This is a genomic window from Sphingobium sp. C100 (genome assembly GCF_000508185.1).
GTDB lineage: Bacteria > Pseudomonadota > Alphaproteobacteria > Sphingomonadales > Sphingomonadaceae > Sphingobium.
Genome location: NZ_AYOY01000158.1, coordinates 20,799 through 36,547, shown reverse-complemented (window position 1 = coordinate 36,547; position 15,749 = coordinate 20,799). Strand labels below are relative to the sequence as shown.

The 15,749-nt window shown below is 63.0% G+C and carries 18 protein-coding genes and 1 tRNA gene; 4 read left to right on the top strand and 15 right to left on the bottom strand.

All coding sequences use genetic code 11. From position 1 onward, the window contains the following. Together C100_RS39185 and C100_RS39180 are read right to left on the bottom strand one after the other, a co-directional pair. A partial coding sequence (locus tag C100_RS39185) for a transcriptional regulator domain-containing protein (protein ID WP_024020572.1) occupies nt 1-635 on the bottom strand: 635 nt, incomplete at its 3' end. Nucleotides 636-793: 158 nt separating this feature from the next. Then, entirely contained in the window at nt 794-1,048 is a 255-nt protein-coding gene (locus C100_RS39180) for a DNA -binding domain-containing protein (protein WP_024020571.1), read from the bottom strand. Between the two features lie 270 nt (nt 1,049-1,318). Here C100_RS39180 and C100_RS39175 point away from each other — a divergent pair, with 270 nt between their 5' ends. Next, the gene (locus tag C100_RS39175) at nt 1,319-1,537 is read left to right on the top strand and encodes a helix-turn-helix domain-containing protein (RefSeq protein ID WP_024020570.1); all 219 of its coding nucleotides are present in this window, start codon (nt 1,319-1,321) and stop codon (nt 1,535-1,537) included. 184 nt (nt 1,538-1,721) lie between these two features. Here the strand turns inward: C100_RS39175 and C100_RS39170 are convergent, their stop codons facing one another. From C100_RS39170 to C100_RS39155, 5 genes are all read right to left on the bottom strand, one after another. Continuing rightward, on the bottom strand, nt 1,722-2,567 hold the full coding sequence (locus C100_RS39170; RefSeq protein ID WP_024020569.1) for a DUF932 domain-containing protein: 846 nt from the start codon (nt 2,565-2,567) through the stop codon (nt 1,722-1,724). Between the two features lie 255 nt (nt 2,568-2,822). Next, nucleotides 2,823-3,059 carry a DUF7662 domain-containing protein gene (locus C100_RS49565; RefSeq protein ID WP_084625420.1) on the bottom strand — a complete coding sequence of 79 codons (237 nt, stop codon included), beginning with the start codon at nt 3,057-3,059 and terminating at the stop codon, nt 2,823-2,825. A gap of 46 nt (nt 3,060-3,105) precedes the next feature. Then, nucleotides 3,106-3,549, bottom strand: coding sequence for a hypothetical protein (locus C100_RS39165; protein ID WP_024020568.1), 444 nt, complete (start codon nt 3,547-3,549; stop codon nt 3,106-3,108). Between the two features lie 152 nt (nt 3,550-3,701). After that, nucleotides 3,702-4,001, bottom strand: a complete 300-nt coding sequence (locus tag C100_RS39160) for a DUF736 domain-containing protein (RefSeq protein WP_024020567.1) — start codon at nt 3,999-4,001, stop codon at nt 3,702-3,704. A 375-nt stretch (nt 4,002-4,376) separates the two neighbouring features. Continuing rightward, nucleotides 4,377-5,021 carry a cation transporter gene (locus C100_RS39155; RefSeq protein WP_031309771.1) on the bottom strand — a complete coding sequence of 215 codons (645 nt, stop codon included), beginning with the start codon at nt 5,019-5,021 and terminating at the stop codon, nt 4,377-4,379. Nucleotides 5,022-5,089: 68 nt separating this feature from the next. On the opposite strand from C100_RS39155, the gene C100_RS39150 reads away from it, so the two are divergent. Together C100_RS39150 and C100_RS39145 are read left to right on the top strand one after the other, a co-directional pair. Continuing rightward, nucleotides 5,090-5,506, top strand: a complete 417-nt coding sequence (locus tag C100_RS39150) for a MerR family transcriptional regulator (RefSeq protein WP_024020564.1) — start codon at nt 5,090-5,092, stop codon at nt 5,504-5,506. Continuing rightward, a complete protein-coding gene (locus C100_RS39145) occupies nt 5,503-5,832 on the top strand; it encodes a YnfA family protein (RefSeq protein WP_024020563.1) in 330 nt (109 codons plus the stop codon). Before C100_RS39150 ends, C100_RS39145 begins: the two co-directional genes overlap by 4 nt. A 138-nt stretch (nt 5,833-5,970) precedes the next feature. Here C100_RS39145 and C100_RS39140 read toward each other — a convergent pair whose 3' ends face one another. From C100_RS39140 to C100_RS39105, 8 genes are all read right to left on the bottom strand, one after another. After that, a complete protein-coding gene (locus tag C100_RS39140; RefSeq protein WP_024020562.1) occupies nt 5,971-7,995 on the bottom strand; it encodes a ParB/RepB/Spo0J family partition protein in 2,025 nt (674 codons plus the stop codon). Nucleotides 7,996-8,530: 535 nt separating this feature from the next. Next, nucleotides 8,531-8,607, bottom strand: a tRNA-Arg gene (locus tag C100_RS39135). Between the two features lie 284 nt (nt 8,608-8,891). After that, nucleotides 8,892-9,278: a hypothetical protein gene (locus C100_RS39130; protein ID WP_024020561.1), complete on the bottom strand. Its 387-nt coding sequence runs from the start codon at nt 9,276-9,278 to the stop codon at nt 8,892-8,894. 100 nt (nt 9,279-9,378) lie between these two features. Next, entirely contained in the window at nt 9,379-10,026 is a 648-nt protein-coding gene (gene nth / locus C100_RS39125; RefSeq protein WP_024020560.1) for an endonuclease III, read from the bottom strand. Then, nucleotides 10,027-10,791: a 4-hydroxy-tetrahydrodipicolinate reductase gene (gene dapB / locus C100_RS39120; RefSeq protein ID WP_031309769.1), complete on the bottom strand. Its 765-nt coding sequence runs from the start codon at nt 10,789-10,791 to the stop codon at nt 10,027-10,029. 116 nt (nt 10,792-10,907) lie between these two features. Continuing rightward, complete coding sequence (gene moaB / locus C100_RS39115) at nt 10,908-11,435, bottom strand: molybdenum cofactor biosynthesis protein B (RefSeq protein ID WP_024020558.1); 528 nt, start codon at nt 11,433-11,435, stop codon at nt 10,908-10,910. Then, a complete protein-coding gene (locus C100_RS39110) occupies nt 11,435-13,222 on the bottom strand; it encodes a lytic transglycosylase domain-containing protein (RefSeq protein ID WP_031309768.1) in 1,788 nt (595 codons plus the stop codon). Before C100_RS39110 ends, moaB begins: the two co-directional genes overlap by 1 nt. After that, a complete protein-coding gene (locus C100_RS39105; protein WP_235219103.1) occupies nt 13,219-13,920 on the bottom strand; it encodes a uracil-DNA glycosylase family protein in 702 nt (233 codons plus the stop codon). Before C100_RS39105 ends, C100_RS39110 begins: the two co-directional genes overlap by 4 nt. A gap of 161 nt (nt 13,921-14,081) precedes the next feature. On the opposite strand from C100_RS39105, the gene C100_RS39100 reads away from it, so the two are divergent. Next, nucleotides 14,082-15,734, top strand: coding sequence for an electron transfer flavoprotein-ubiquinone oxidoreductase (locus C100_RS39100; protein WP_024020555.1), 1,653 nt, complete (start codon nt 14,082-14,084; stop codon nt 15,732-15,734). The last annotated feature ends 15 nt before the right edge of the window (nt 15,735-15,749 follow it).

Below are 15,749 nucleotides of genomic sequence, written 5' to 3'. Positions count from 1 at the left end.
GCCAGCTCCCGCTGCGTGGCGCCCGCCTGCAGGCCGTCGAGCACCTGCAGCAGCGTGAGCAGGTGCAGCCGTCGAAAAGGTGGCGGCCGCAATGTCGGCGGTCCCGCCGCCATGCCGTTGAGGCGGCGGCAAAGCCGCTCGGCCGCAGCAAGACGTGCAAACGGATCGGCCTCAATGGGCAGCATCATTGCCAATGGGCCGTCCAGCGCGCCCGCGATCCAGATGTGCTCGTCGCCATCGGAATCGGCGAGAATGACGTGCAGATATTTTCCGATCCGCATTCGCGCGCGAATTGTGCCGAGCTGCTTTTCGTCGATGAGCTGTGTCGCGCCAGTGTCGACCGGCGCCGGGGCCAGGACAATATTCGTCGGAGACAGGTCCGGTCGAGCGACCGCCAACTTCGGATCGAAGGCCGTCGCCGGTTCTGCGTGAAAGCTGATGCCCCAACGGCGCACCAGTCTGGTAGTGGCGTCGTCAGCGGTGATCGTCCCGCGCTTCACACGCCGTAGCGCGCGGGTGTAGTCGGCGCGGTAAGTCGGGTTGCGGCTGAGATAGCCGAGGGCGATGTCGGAATATGCAAGCGCATCGCTCCCGGCTTCGTCCGGAGGCGCGCGCCAGTCCCTCTCAGGCGGCATACGCCCCTCCTAAGCATGGCCCTCTGCGGAGCGCGACGAGGGATGTTGTTCGGGCTGGCAATCGCAGGGAAGCTCCGCTGCGCACTCAGGTACATAGCGGAAATAAGACAGGCGGCAGAGGAGACTGCCGGCGCGCGGCGCGGATTTAATGGTTAGGATCAGGGTTGCAGATAGTGCCGATAACCACGCTCGCACATCCAGCGAGCGCGAGCGAGATGAGTGTCATAGACGGTCTTCGCCCGGCCCGGCTCGGCGGCCGGGTCCATGCCGAAGATGATGCGAACCACCTCCTGCCAGTCAGCCTTTTCCTCGGCCGCATCGAGCAACCGCCAATAGGTCTGATGGTGGCGTTCGTCGTAAGCCGTGACGTATGGTGCGTCTGGGGCGTGATCCTCAAAGGCGGTTATTCCCATCGTTCGCCTTGTGCCTCGACCCTGATTCCACTCGTGCAGATTTACCAAACATACACCGTAATGGACCGAAGCAATCCTCCCGCATTCGCTATCGCAACATGATGATTTGCGGATAACTCGGTCGCGTGTTTATCCATCCGCCGGAGCGCCTCGCCGGTGATACATGCAGACGGTCGTAGTGCGCGTACCTGCTGGACGCCAACATCGCGAAGGTCGTTTACATACTATAGTTCATAAACTCAAAGTATGTAAATCACGATCCTGCAGCGCATGGATATGCGCAAATTGGTTGGCCGAAATTTCGCGCGTTTGCGCCGAGACAGGGGGCTGACCCAGGAAGAGGTGGAGGCGCGGTCCGGCTTCAGTCAGCAATATCTCAGTAGCCTTGAGCGCGGCAAAAGGAATCCGACCGTAATCACGCTGTATGAACTGGCTCAGGCTCTTGGCGTGAGTCATGTCGAATTGGTGCAGCCCGACGATCAGGCCTGACCCTCATTTATCAAATCCTTGTGAGCCATTCAGAACATTGAGACGCGAGCCGGGCGAAAGCCCGGCGAGCCCGTCCGCTTCGACCGGCGCGCGGGCTTTGGGCCGCGCGCCGGGAGCCGGCCGGGTCGGTAGCCTGCGGAGTCCGGGAAGCCGTAGGGCCGGAACCAGCCCTACGGCGCCGCGATCAGGCGGATTTGAGGCGCTGCATCCCCTCGGCCAGCGTCCAGAGCGCCCGGTTGAGGGTGACATTCTGGTCGATGCCGTTGATCGGCCGCGAGCGGCTGCGACGAATACGCCCTTCGGCATTGCGCTTGCGGCCCTGAAAGCCTCCCCGAATGACATTCTCCTGAATGACGTTGAACGTGGTCCAGAGGCTCGGGTGCATATCCTCGCGGCGGCGCGGCTCGATGATCTGTTCGGGCCGGATCGGGCTTTCATCCTCGCCATAGCGGGCGACAAGGCTGACTTCGCCGAGCAAGCGGCGCTCGTCTTCGGAAAGCCGCACTTCCTTCATTTTCTCGCTGGCGTCGATCAGACGGGGGAAGTCCTCCGCCACAGTATAGACGCCTTCGATGATGTCATGCTGGATATTGCCCTTGTGGGGCACGCGGACTTCCTCGAACCGTTCACCCGCGATCATGGAATTGGTGCAGACGAAGCGCAGCATTCCGGCGAACATCTGGTAAGCGCTGGTCCCGTCATGACTGTTGACGATGATGACCTCGGCGGCCTCGGGCTTGCCGATGCCGTCATCCCTGCGCAAGCGCAGCATATGCTTGGCGTGGCCGTGGCGACTGCCATCGCGGGGAACCGACTGGACGGCGAAGAACGGAAACCATCCTTCCCGCCGCAGCCCCTCCACAATGTCGATGGTCGGGACATAGACATAGCGCTGCGAACGGCTGTCATGCGCCTCGTTGGCGAAGATTGACGGGACGTGGCGATAGAGCGCCTCATTGTCGAGCGGCTCGCGCCCGCTGATCTGATGGGCATTGCGACCGAACCGGGTGGCGAGATGGTGGATGCTCATGGGTCTTTCCTTCCACTTGGGTTTCCGCGCGAGCGGTACTGCCGCGCTGAAACCCTGCCCGTCGGCGAGACTGGGGTAGCAAAGGACAAGGGCGGCAGGGCCGGAGGGGGATCACCCAGCCTGCACAAGCCGAAGGCGCGGAAGGCTGGGGATACCGGCCCGGACGGTGACAGCTTCCCTTGACCGGCGCGAGGGCAACGCCCTTAGATCCAAGGCGCGGCGTCAGCCGCGCCGACAAAGATCATCCCACGCTGGTCAGAGCGTGGGCCGTCTCTTGAAATAGACCGTCTCGGCCCTGGGTTCGGCAATCGCCTCGAACCCGGCATCGAGCCAGGCGCGGCGATGCGGCGCATGGGCGTCGGCGCGCCCGTTCGCACACCACCATTCGGGCTCGGCCGCGCCGCGTGGTAGCAGGCCTCCGATAATATCCTCGATACGCGCGAAGCGCAGTTCAACGCCTTCGGCATCGTTGCGCCGCCGCCAGCGTCTCAGGAAGTGCCCAGTGCATCATATTTACTCATCCCGCCGTATCCGCCCCTCAGTGCATAAAGGGCGGGACGGGTTGCGAGGGCATCACGCGGCCAGCAACATCGCCCGTGGTACGGGCAAAAGCGAGGCCCATCATGATTCGTGTCGAGCAGATGGCGCAATCGAGGGCCGAGGCCGCGCCTTCGGCGCAGTCGATACAGGCACGGCGCGGCTTCGATCCGTCGATCAAGCCAAGCAGCAGATACTCATCGCCCGACAGCACAGCGGCGTCGCCGACAGCGACCGGACGCCCGAGTGCGTCTTCGCACAGGTGCATCAGGCTATCGAACACGGGGACAAGCATCTCCCAATTATGGGACGCCAAGATCTTGTAGAGACAGGGCTGAGCAGACTGACCTGTGTCACGCGCATTGCGCCAGCACCGTGCCGCCTCGACCAGCAATGAACGATGCGCGGCATCGTCGAAGCTTGGCGGCGGGAAGTGGCGGGTCATCGATCTGTCCTTTCTGCGCTATCCCCTCATGCCGCTTATTGCGATTCACTCGCAAGTGTTAGCTGGCGATGGCGATGACCGCAAGACGAAAGCCGATCGGGCTATCCGATGATCGATGCGCCCCGCCCGAACGGGCGGGGCGCTGGTGGCCGTCAGCGCGACCAGATGAGGGCGTATTCGCCGGCGGTGTCGGTCTCCGATAGCGTGGCATAGACCGGAGCCGGAAAGCTCGGATCGTCCAGCTTGACCGAGATATAGTCGCGGCCTTCGCGACTGGTCTTCTTCCAGGCAGCGCCGATGTCGAGATCGCCGGTGCTGACGCGGAAGTCGGGAGACTTCTCGCCGTCCTTGTCGACGTGGCGGAGAAGTGCCTGGGTGTTGAGGGTGAGCGTCCTGATGGTGCCGCCCAGTTCGCCGTTGTCGTTGACGGTAAAGGTGCCGATGGTAGCCATGTCACAGTTCCTTTCGTGTTGCTCGGACCGCGCTCATCGCGGCCTCGATGGCGGTTGAAAGGACCGGAGCGATCGGCGGCGCATCCCAAAGGGACCGCAGCGAAGCGGAGGATGGCGGGACGCCGCTTTTTTGTTTCGCGATGCAAAGCTGGCAGGCGGCGGAAAAAAGCGGCGCACCCGCCATTGCGGCATAGCCGATCGGGCGAAGCCGTCTGCGGTCAGACCAGCCATGAGAGAGGCGGTGTGAGTTTGGTCCTGACGGCAGGGAACAGAGATGACAGACACGCGGTCGGAATCGCTACGCTACAGGCGCAGGTGTTTCGGCGCCTGTCGAACGGAACACTCTCCAGACCGCACAAGGGCAAATTGCGCACCTCAGGTGGCGGCGCGTTCCCTTCTTCCCGGAAGTTCTCGCAGCTCAGACCGCGCCTGCCGGACGATCTGCCATCCGCCACTGACACCAAGACTGGCGAGGATCATGGCAACGGCGATGTCAGGCCAAGCGGTACCCGTGCCGAACACGCCGAGCGCGGCGGCGACCACGGCCACATTGCCGATCGCGTCATTGCGCGAGCAGATCCATACCGACCTGCGGTTGGCGTCGCCGTCGCGGTGCCGCCACAGCATGATCGCGCAAGCAAGATTGGCGATGAACGCCAGCACGCCGATAATGCCCATCGTCTCCGCCTTTGGAAGCGTGCCGGCAAGCGCCATCCATACGGTGCTGCCGAGAATCCACAGGCCGAGCAGGAGCAGCGAGGCGCCCTTGAGCCATGCGGCCCGAGCGCGCCATTGCAGTGCCATGCCGGCAACGCCCAGACTGACCGCATAGTTGGCCGCATCCCCGAGAAAGTCGAGCGCGTCGGCCTTGAGCGATGCCGAATGCGCTGCGACGCCCGCCATCATCTCGACGCCGAACATACCGGCATTGATGGCCAGCACGATCCACAGCACCCGCCGCCATGCCTTGTCCTTGGTCGGTACGGTCGTTTCGCAACCGCCGCAGCATCCGCCTGCCATATCCGTCACCTCGATTCTGTCGATGCGACGGCCTATATGCACCCTGTAGGAACTACAGGGTCAAGGGCATGGCGTTCACGATCGGCGAACTGGGCAAGGCGACGGGGACCAAGGTCGAGACGATCCGCTATTATGAGCGGATCGGATTGCTTGCGAAGCCCGAACGGACTTCGGGCAATTATCGCTCCTATGGTAAGGCGGAACTGGGCCGGCTCTCATTCATCCGCCGCGCGCGCGATCTCGGCTTCCCGCTCGACCAGGTGCGGGCGCTGCTGTCGCTATCGGACGATCGGACACGCGACTGCGCCACGGTCGATGCGCTGGCCCGCGATCACCTTGCTGAGGTCGAGCGCAAGATCGTCGATCTGACTGCGCTTCGGAGCGAGCTGTCCGCATTGCTCGACTCCTGTGAGGGCGGCACGGTCGGGGATTGCCGGATCATCGAGGCGCTTGCACCGCCTGCCACTTCAGGAGAGACCCTGTGAACCTCACACCGTTCGCCTATCTCGGCGCAGCCTTGGCCGAGATCGCAGGTTGCTTCTCCTTCTGGGCATGGCTGCGGCTCGGCAAATCACCTTTTTGGCTCGTCCCCGGGATGATCTCGCTCGCCCTGTTCGCGTGGCTGTTGACCCTGGTGGACAGCGATGCGGCGGGACGCACCTATGCTGCCTATGGCGGCGTCTATATTGCGGCCTCGCTGGGCTGGCTGTGGGCGATTGAAGGGCTGCGTCCCGATCGATGGGATATTACCGGTGCCTCGATCTGTCTTGTTGGAGCGGCCATTATCCTGCTTGGTCCCCGTTCGATTTGAACTGCCGAGCCGGGTAAATTCTCAGCGGCGTCGATCCGACGCATAACAATACGGCCGCGCCCCATCTGGCGCGGCCGCAATTTTCAGCAGGCGGTGAATGGAAGCCGGGACCGCTTATGCGGCCCCAGCTTCATGCCGCTATTCGGCCGCAACGGCGTAGAAGTCCTCGCCGTCCTCTGCGTGCGCTTCGGAAACCTCCACGTCAGACGGCTGTTCAACTTCCGCCTCTGGCGTCCGCAGGATCGCTGGGAGCCATCCGGTCCCGGCCAGAAGCTGCTCGGCGGCCTGCGCCATGTCCTGCTTCTTCATGTCCGCGATCCGGCGCGCGGCGTCCTCCGACACGCCATCGCTCACGGCTTCAAGGATATGCGCCTTGGTGACACGGCCAAGATAGCTGTCCACGGTGGGCGTCCAGTCCTTCGCCATGTCGAGCGACAGCGCGCTTGCCAGCCTGTCGGCGGTTTGCAGCGACCGGGGCTTGCGATCCCACGGCAGACGCAGCGCATTGACGGTGCAGGCCACGCAATACGCCAGCAGCGCCATCCGGTCCTCATCGTCCAGAGCGACGATGAACGCCCACAGGGCCGCCACATCACGCGGCATCCGTTCTGCCCATGCCTCATGCGCCGCGTTTGCCTTGGCTGCCAACGGTGTATCCTCGATCCCGTCCGCATGACTGCCAAGCGGCGTCACGGTCGGACGAACCTCAAGGCAACCGGCCTCGGCATAGTTGTAGAACAGTTGCGAGGTCAGCGTGTGGGTGAGCGCGATCAATGCCATGTCGGGCCGCTCACCAAGCGCCACGCGAAGGGCAAGCGTCCGGTGCGCGGACAGGTCGCGGGTTAGGGCATCGGAAATCGGCTTGCCGACTTCCTCGTCCTCATCCTCGATTTCCTGCACATCCTCATCACCTTCGGCCTGCTCATCCTCGACCGTCTCTGCGTTGATGGCTTCACCTTCGGGCTGCGGATCGGCCAGCGCCTCATCCTCGGCTCGAACGAAACCGCGCTCGATCCTGACCGTGCCATCATGGTTGAGCACCACGAACACGCCGCCATGCGCGATCAGCTCGACATCATAGGTATGACGCTTGTCGGAAATCGCGTCGATCTCCGCGTCCAGCGCCTCGACCTTCGCGGCCACGTCTTCGGGCATTTCGTCATAGCTATCGTAGCCCTCGACAAGCTGCTCATATTCGGCAGATGCCGCTTCCAACCGCTTCTCGTCCTCATCGGACAGGGCAACGGGTTCAGGATAGAAACGCCGCATGCCGTGCGCATGGGGATAGTCGATATGCGCCTCGGCCCATTTCCAGCCCTCGGCCTGCACTTCGGCGGCAACCTCGCGCAGCTTCTCGATAGCAAGCATGTCGAGCAAACCCGCATCCTCGAAATAGCCGCCGCCTTCATCGGCAAACAGGTCGCGGATGATGGCGCCGCCTGCTTCCTCATAGGCTGCCTCGCCCACGAAGATCGCCCGGCGATCATGACCGGGAACATTGGCAGCGGTCAGATCGCGCCGGATGATCCACGGCTCGCGGTTGTGATGCAGGCTCTCGAACACCTGCTCCTGCCGTTCATGGTCCTCGGTGATGGCAAAGGCCATCAACTGGTCCAAGGTCAGACCATCCTCACGATAGACCTGCAACAGCTTGGGAGAGACAGCACCAAGGCGAAGCCGCTGCTTCACCACCTGGGCGGACACGCCGAACCGCGCGCCGATTTCCTGCGCGCCCCAGCCCTTGGTTTCGGAAAGCTCGCGGAACCGCTCGAACTGGTCGGCGGGGTGCATGGGGGTGCGGGTGACGTTCTCGTCCAGACTGATCTCGGACGGATCGTTTTCGGTATCAACCCAGCAGCGCACCGGATCGGACTTCTTCATCTTCCGGCGCTTGGTGCACAGCAACATCGCCTGCCTGCGGCCTTCGCCAGCGGTGACGAAATAGAAGCTGGTCGGCGTTCCGTCGTCCTTCACTTCGGGTTCCACGACAAGGTTCTGGATCAGCCCCTTATGCGCGATGGATGCGGCCAATGCTTCAATGGCGCTTTGCCCATGTGGCACCTTGCGCGCATTGCGCGGGGACTTCTTGAGCTTGTTCAACGGCACGAGAATCTCGACGCCCGACACAGGCTCGGCAGCGGTGGTTTCGGTAACAGCGTTCATCACTTTTCTCCTTCAACACACTCACCCCGGAATGGGGTGGGCGGTGAAAGAGCGGACCGAAGGCCCGCCGGCAGAGCCGGGGCGCACCCGCAGGGCCGGAACGATAGAGGAGGTAAGCGCGAAAGCGCGTTGTGCCCCGGCGCGGCGGGCCTAGAGGGAAGCGCCGCCCACCCCACCGACGGGGAGAGCCACAAACACACGCGATCGGGACGGCGAACGCCCTGGCCCGATCTCCGCAATTACGGAAAGACGCAAATCCGCCGATGCGGATTTACCCATCGGCGCGGAGGGCCGAACGGGGCGTTGCGGGGTGCCCCCGCTCGAAGGGGTAGCGGGAGACCTACGGGCTCCCGGTCAGGGGAAGGCTTTCCCCTCACTCTCATTTCAATGTGGTGAGAAACGAACGGATCGTTTTTGGCGGAAAATCTAAGCGCTTATGGAGGTGGCAACGCCAAAGTTGGTGAGTTTTGGTGAAGACCAATTTGCAAAACGGAAGATTGCAAGGCCCATAGAATGCTGATTTTATTGGAGATTTTGGCGCACCCAAGAGGATTCGAACCTCTGGCCTCTGCCTTCGGAGGGCAGCGCTCTATCCAGCTGAGCTATGGGTGCGCAAGGCGTAAAAGCCGTAAGATTTGCGCCGGAAAACGTCAATCCATGATCAAATTCGGCTGTCCGATCACGGTGAGATTTTGGTGAGTTTTTTCGTCCTTTCTTTCTTCAGCCTTCCTAAACCCGCGCAAATCCGGTATAAAATCGCTGCTCTCGCGTCGGACGTAAGCCTTCGGAGGGCAACGCTCTATCCAGCTGAGCTATGGGTGCGCGACGCAAGTCAGGAGCGGCGCTTAGCAAAGCCTGTCGACCTGCGCCAGCACCAAAATCATGTCAGGCCCGTGTTATTTCGCCGGCTTTTCCATCGGCTGGAATTTCCCCAGTCCGCAACTGGCGCCTGGCTGAAGGCCGGGGCCGCCACTCCACAGGACGGTGATGATGTCCACCGAGCAGAGCTGGGACAGGCTGGTCCTATAGGAAAAACGCTTTTCGAAACCCAGGCTGGGGCAACTGTTGGGCAGGCTGTTGCGATAGATTTTCTTGTTGTTCATGATGAAGTCTATGGTGCTGTCATCGCGCACGTCGGTCGACCGGATCGATCGGATCTGGATGCAATCGACGGGTTCGCCTTTGGCGACATAGGGGTCCGGCTTGTCTTTGGCGACTGCGGGAAAGGTTAGCGATGCCAGGGCAAGCCCCACCATCAGGCGGGCAGAATGGCGGACGGACATGGACTCTCTCCTTATTTCATGCCGAATCGACGGCACGAAACGGCGCCTCCCGTCTTCATCTAGCAACAGGAAGGTGAACGACGAGAGAATGAACCGCGGCTTAGCTGGTTCCCGGAGCTGGCGTCTTGGGTTTGTAGCGGCACAGATCGGCCACCATGCAGCGCCAGCATTCGGGCCGCCGCGCCTTGCAGACATAGCGGCCATGAAGGATCAGCCAATGATGCGCGTCGCGGCGAAAGGGGCCGGGCACGCGCTTGTCGAGCTTCTGCTCAACCGCAAGCACGGTCTTGCCGGGCGCCAGGCCCGTGCGGTTGCCGACCCGGAAGATATGGGTGTCAACCGCGAACGCTTCCTGCCCGAAAGCGGTGTTGACGACGACATTGGCGGTCTTGCGGCCCACGCCGGGCAGGGTGGTCAGCGTATCGCGATCCTGCGGCACCTGCCCGCCGAAATCCCGGACCAATATCTCCGACAGCGCGATGACATTCTTCGCCTTGGCGTTGAACAGGCCGATCGTCTTGATGTGCTGCTTGAGGCCATCTTCGCCCAGTTCCACCATCTGCTTTGGCGTGGTCACGTCGCGGAACAGGGCGCGGGTGGCCTTGTTCACGCCGACGTCGGTCGCCTGGGCGGAGAGCACGACCGCGACCAGCAACTGATAGTCATTGCCATATTCCAACTCGGTCCGGGGTTCCGGGTTTGCTTCGGCCAGTCGGCTAAAAAAATCGAAGATCTGCGCCTTGTTCATTTACAGGCCCAGAACGCCCTTCATGTCATAGCGACCGGCAGGTTGGCCGAGCAGCCAGCGCGCGCCTTTCACTGCTCCACGGGCGAAGATGATACGGTTTTCGGCGCGGTGCCCGATTTCGATCCGTTCGCCTTCGGCCGCGAAAATCACCTGATGGTCGCCTGCCACCGAACCGCCGCGCAGGGCAGCGAAGCCGATGGCGCCCTCCTTGCGAACGCCAGTGATGCCGTCACGGCCGCGCTCGCTATGGTCGGCCAAGGTGATGCCGCGTCCGCGCGCCGCCGCTTCGCCCAGCAACAACGCGGTGCCCGATGGCGCATCGACCTTGTGGCGATGATGCATTTCGACGATCTCGATATCCCAGTCGTCACCCAGGCCCGCAGCGGCCTTTTCAACCAGGGCGGCGAGCAGGTTGACGCCCAGAGAGGTATTGCCGGTCTGGAGCACCGGAATAAGCGCTGCCGCCTCGTCGATCATGGCGTGGTGCACGGTTTCAAGGCCGGTGGTGCCGATCAGGATTGGTTTTTTCGCGGCGATGCAGGCGTCGAGATGCGCGGACAGCGCACCGGGAACGGAAAAGTCGATCAGCACGTCGCTTCGTTCGGCAAGTGCCAGCGGATCGACGGTGATGGCGATGCCGGGCGCGATGTCGCCGCTAGCTTCACGGTCGGTGCCGCCCGCAATGCCAAGGCCGCTGCCCGCTGCGACCGATGCGATGGCGTGGCCCATGCGGCCGCCTGCTCCAAAGATTCCGATATTTGTCATGGCCTCTGCCTTAGTCGGCGGAGCGATATGGTGTCGAGAGGGCGCGCGGTCACAATGGCGCACTTTTCCCGACGCTCTGATGATTATGCTGGCTGTCGCTTCAGCAGGACCGCGGCTCAGCGTTCCGTCAGGCGCGGCATCAGTTCGACGAAATTGCAGGGGCGAAAGCGGCTGTCGAGCTGGGTGATGAGGATGCCGTCCCATGCGTCCTTCACTGCGCCGGTCGAACCTGGCAGGGCGAAGATATAGGTGCCGCGCGCGACGCAGGCAGTGGCGCGCGACTGGATGGTTGACGTCCCGATCGTCTGAAAGCTCAGCCAGCGGAACAGTTCGCCGAAACCGGGAATTTCCTTGTCCTGAACCTGCGCCAGCGCTTCGGGCGTGACGTCCCGGCCGGTCACCCCGGTGCCGCCGGTGGTGAGGATCACATCGACCTGCGGATCGTCGATCCACGCATGCAGTCGCGCCACGATCGCCGCCTTGTCATCGCGTTCGACATAGCGGCCAGCGAGGATATGGCCGGCGGTCTCCAGTCGTTCCACCAAAGCGTCGCCCGATCGGTCGTCGGCCGGTCCTCGCGTGTCGGATATGGTCAGCACGGCGATGCGCACCGGCACGAACGGCCGGCTTTCGTCAATGGGCATCAGTCCGCGCCGCCACCGATGCTCGCCCCGCCATCAGCCTTGCTCAACCGCACCAGCTTCATCCCCTTGGCGGTGGGAAAGGTGGGCCATAACCCCTGCGCCATGCCGGTCAGGCATTCGGCGCTGCCCTTGGCCTGGATCTGATACATCCAGTAGTTGCGCATCACGATGTTCACATAAGCGCGGGTTTCATAATAAGGGAGCGATTCCATGAAGAGCAGCGGGTCGCCCTTGTCATGAACCTGCGTGTTCCAGCGCTCTACGGGCTGTGGACCGGCATTATAGGCGGCCATGACCTTGGGCAGCAGGCCGCCGGTCGCGCTCATGTCGCGTAGCGTTTCCAGATAGCGCTGGCCAAATTCCATGTTGGTGGACGGCACGAACAACTGGTCGGCGGAACTCAGCCCCATGTCGCTGCCGGTGCCGGGGCGCACCTGCATCAGACCGCGCGCGCCGGCGCCGCTGACGACATTGGTGCGGAACCCGGATTCCTGGAGCGTATGGGCGTAGATCAGCGAAGGATCGACACGCCATCCGCCATCCGGTTTCCAGTTGGGCGCGGGGAAGCGCGCGAAACTTTCTGGCTGGGTTCCGGCCGGGCCATTATGCGCCAGCCAAAGCTGGGTTTCGGGCAGGTTCAGCGTGCTCGCGAGGCGCAGCAGCGCGTCATATTGGGTCGTCCCGCCCAGTTTCGCCTGATAGCGCAGCAGGTCGTCCGCCTCCCCCGTTTCGCCGATCGCCGCCATGGCGATGGCGGCGCGGGCATTGGGGCTGTCCTTCAGCTTCTGCCATTCATTGCTGCCGAAACGCGCGGCCAGCGGCGCGCCGCCCAGCGGCAGGCCCAGTGATTCACGCGCCAGCAGACCATAGAAGGTTTCGTCGGACCGGGCGGCCAGCTTCAGGGAATTCTCGACCTTTTCCGCTTCGCCACACACCATGTAAGCGCGCGATGCCCAATAGGCGCCAGCCGCGCGCATATCGGCATTGCCGGCCATGGCTGCGACATTGGCGAAGGCGGGGGCGGCGGCGCGGCAATCATTCTGCCGCCAGGCGGCAAGGCCCGTGGTCCAGTGCGCCTGCACCGTCCAGTCGCCGCCGGTGCGCGTTTCCAGCGCGCGCGCAGCCATGCGGCGGGCGTTGCTGTCGTCATTCTCGATATAATAGGCCCAGGCGACGCGCTGGCGGACTTCGGTGAGGCCTTCGGGCGACAATCCCGCTTCGCTATTGGCCAGCAGGGCTTCGGCGCCGATCGGATCGTCTTTGTTGATGAAGGTCTGGATCTGCCCGGTCAGCGCCTGGGCCAACATGTCGGTCTTGACTGGCGCGACATATTGCCGGCGGGGGGCCGAACCAAGCCACACCATTTTCTGGATCTGGGGCAGGTTGGGTAGAATGGTGGCGCCGCGCTTCTGGGCGAGGCGGGACAATTGGTCGGCCTTAGGCAGCCAGGCGGCTTTGTTGATGAGGTCGAGCAGGTCGAACAATTCGACGCGCGGCGAGTTGCGCGCGAGATAAAGTTCGGAAAGCGCGACCGGTCGCACCGCATCCTGCGGGTCGAGTGCCAGGATCATCGACTTTGCCTCTGACCAGCGTTCGCCCTTGAGCGCGCTAAAGATCGCGCGATAGCGCGCCTTGTCCCCGTCGCTCAGATCGAACGGTGAAGCGCTGCTGTTCAGGACGGGCATGTCCGGCAGGGTTTCGGCGGTGCCGGCGCTTGCAGGGCTGGCCGCTACGGACGCGATGGCCAGCATGGCCAGGCAGGACAGGCGGGTCGCGGCTCGAATCACGGACGATTTTCCTCGATCAGGCTTTGCAGGGCGCGCCAGCATTCCGCCTTGGCCGCCGGCTGACCCAGCAGCAGACGGGGGTGGAATGTGGCGATGGCAGGCACAATGCCGCTATCATGATTAAAGTCTCGTAAACTATGGGTCGGTATGTCGCCGTTGGCCGGCATCAATGCACGGAGCGTCCGGTCGCCCAGCAGCAGCAGCCGGCGGGGGCGAGCGAGATGGACATGGGTGCGCATCCGGTCCGCGGCGGCGGCCAGGTCCGCAGCCTCCACCATGCCGCCGGGCGGACGACGAAAAAACAGCGAAGCGATATAGGTTTGCGTCCGGTCCAGCCTGATGGCCCGGAGCATCGCGTCGCAGAGCATACCTGCCCGGTCCGCCAGCAGCGCGCCGGCGTCCAGGTCGGCCGGATCGGGCATGTCGGTGACGATCATCAATGCAGCGTCGGTCGCGCCGGCCGCTGGAATTGCCCGGCCGGGCCAGCGTTGTTCGGGATGGCCTGATTCGCGCTGCAACCAGTGATGGAACGATTCCAGATCCTGTGGTTTTGGTTCGGTGACGCTTGTCGCTGGATGTGGCGTGGAAGCGGCCGAAACCGGGGTGGACGCAGGGCGCAACCAGTGGACCGGCGCTTCCGTTACGGCGCAATCCACGCCGGCCAGTTGCCACCACGCCAGATAAGCATCGGTGGCCAACGCGCCATGCTCCTGTAATATTCCCCGCATCGCGTTCATCTAGGGCCAGAGGTTGACGAGGGGGTCAAGCTGCTTCATCGCCTTCGGTGGTAAAGTGTTGGAGTAATGCGGCGATCGGATGAACGGGGTGCAGCCCGCCGGTCGTCCCCAAGGAGGGATGAATGAGCGAACGGGAATCGATGCCTTATGACATCGTGATCGTGGGTGGAGGGCCTGCGGGCCTGTCCGCGGCGATCCGGTTGAAGCAGCTTGCCGGTGAGGCTGGGCAGGAACTGGCGGTGTGCGTGCTGGAGAAGGGGTCGGAGATCGGCGCCCATATCCTGTCGGGCGCGGTGGTGGACCCCAAGGCGCTGCACGAATTGCTGCCCGAGTGGCGCGAGATGGGCTGCCCCATGGCCGAGGTGCCGGTGACGGACAACCAGCACTGGATGCTGACGAAGACCGGCAAGATCGCCATGCCGCACATCATGACGCCGGGCTGGATGCATAATAAGGGCACCTATACCGGGTCGCTGGGCAATCTGTGCCGCTGGCTGGCCGAGCAGGCCGAGGGGCTGGGCGTGGAGATTTTCCCCGGCTTTGCGGCGGCGGAAATCCTCTACAATGAAGATGGCAGCGTGAAGGGCGTCGCCACCGGCGACATGGGCATCGACCGGGAGGGCAACCACAAGCCCGACTATCAGCCGGGCCTGGAACTGCACGCGAAATATACCTTCTTCGCCGAAGGCGCGCGCGGGCATCTGACCAAGATATTGAAGCGTCAGTTCGCGCTGGATGCCGACAGCGAGCCGCAGGTCTATGGCCTTGGCATGAAGGAATTGTGGGACATTGATCCCGCCAAGCATAAACCGGGCCTGGTCATTCACTCGCAAGGCTGGCCGCTGACCGACGCCTATGGCGGTGGATTCCTCTATCATCAGGCCAATGGCCAGGTGGCGCTGGGCTTCGTCGTGGGGCTGGGCTACCGCAATCCGCATCTCTATCCGTTCGAGGAGTTTCAGCGCTGGAAGCAGCACCCGGAAATCCGCAAATTCCTCGAAGGCGGTCGCCGCGTCTCCTATGGCGCGCGCGCGATCAACGAAGGTGGCTGGCAATCCATCCCCAAGCTGGCCTTCCCCGGCGGCGCGTTGATCGGCTGTTCGGCGGGCTTCGTCAACGTGCCGCGGATCAAGGGCACGCATACGGCGATGAAGTCGGGCATGTTGGCGGCCGAAGCCGCGTTCGAGGCGATGCAGGATGAGCGTGCGCGCGACGTGCTGCATGATTATGAGGATCGCTTGCGGTCGAGCTGGATCGCGAAGGAACTGCAACTGGTGAAGAATGCCGAGCCGCTGTTGTCCAAGTTCGGCAACACCCTGGGCACGCTGCTGGCTGGGATCGACATGTGGATGCGCACGCTGAAGATCGGCCTGCCCTTCACGATGAAGCACAAGCCCGACAATGAGAAGATCTGGCGCAAGGACCAGTGCGAGAAAATCGCCTACCCCAAGCCCGACGGCGTGATCAGCTTCGACCGGCTGTCCTCGGTGTTCCTGTCGAACACCAATCATGAGGAGGATCAGCCGGTGCATCTGCAACTGAAAGACCCGTCCATCCCGATCAGCTATAATCTGCCCCTTTATGACGAGCCGGCGCAGCGTTATTGTCCGGCGGGCGTCTATGAAGTGGTGGGCCAGGAAGAGGGCGATCCCCGCTTCCAGATCAACGCGCAAAATTGCGTCCACTGCAAGACGTGCGACATCAAGGACCCGACCCAGAATATCAACTGGGTCGTGCCCGAAGGCGGCGGAGGACCGAATTATCCCAATATGTAAGCGGCTGATCCCGAT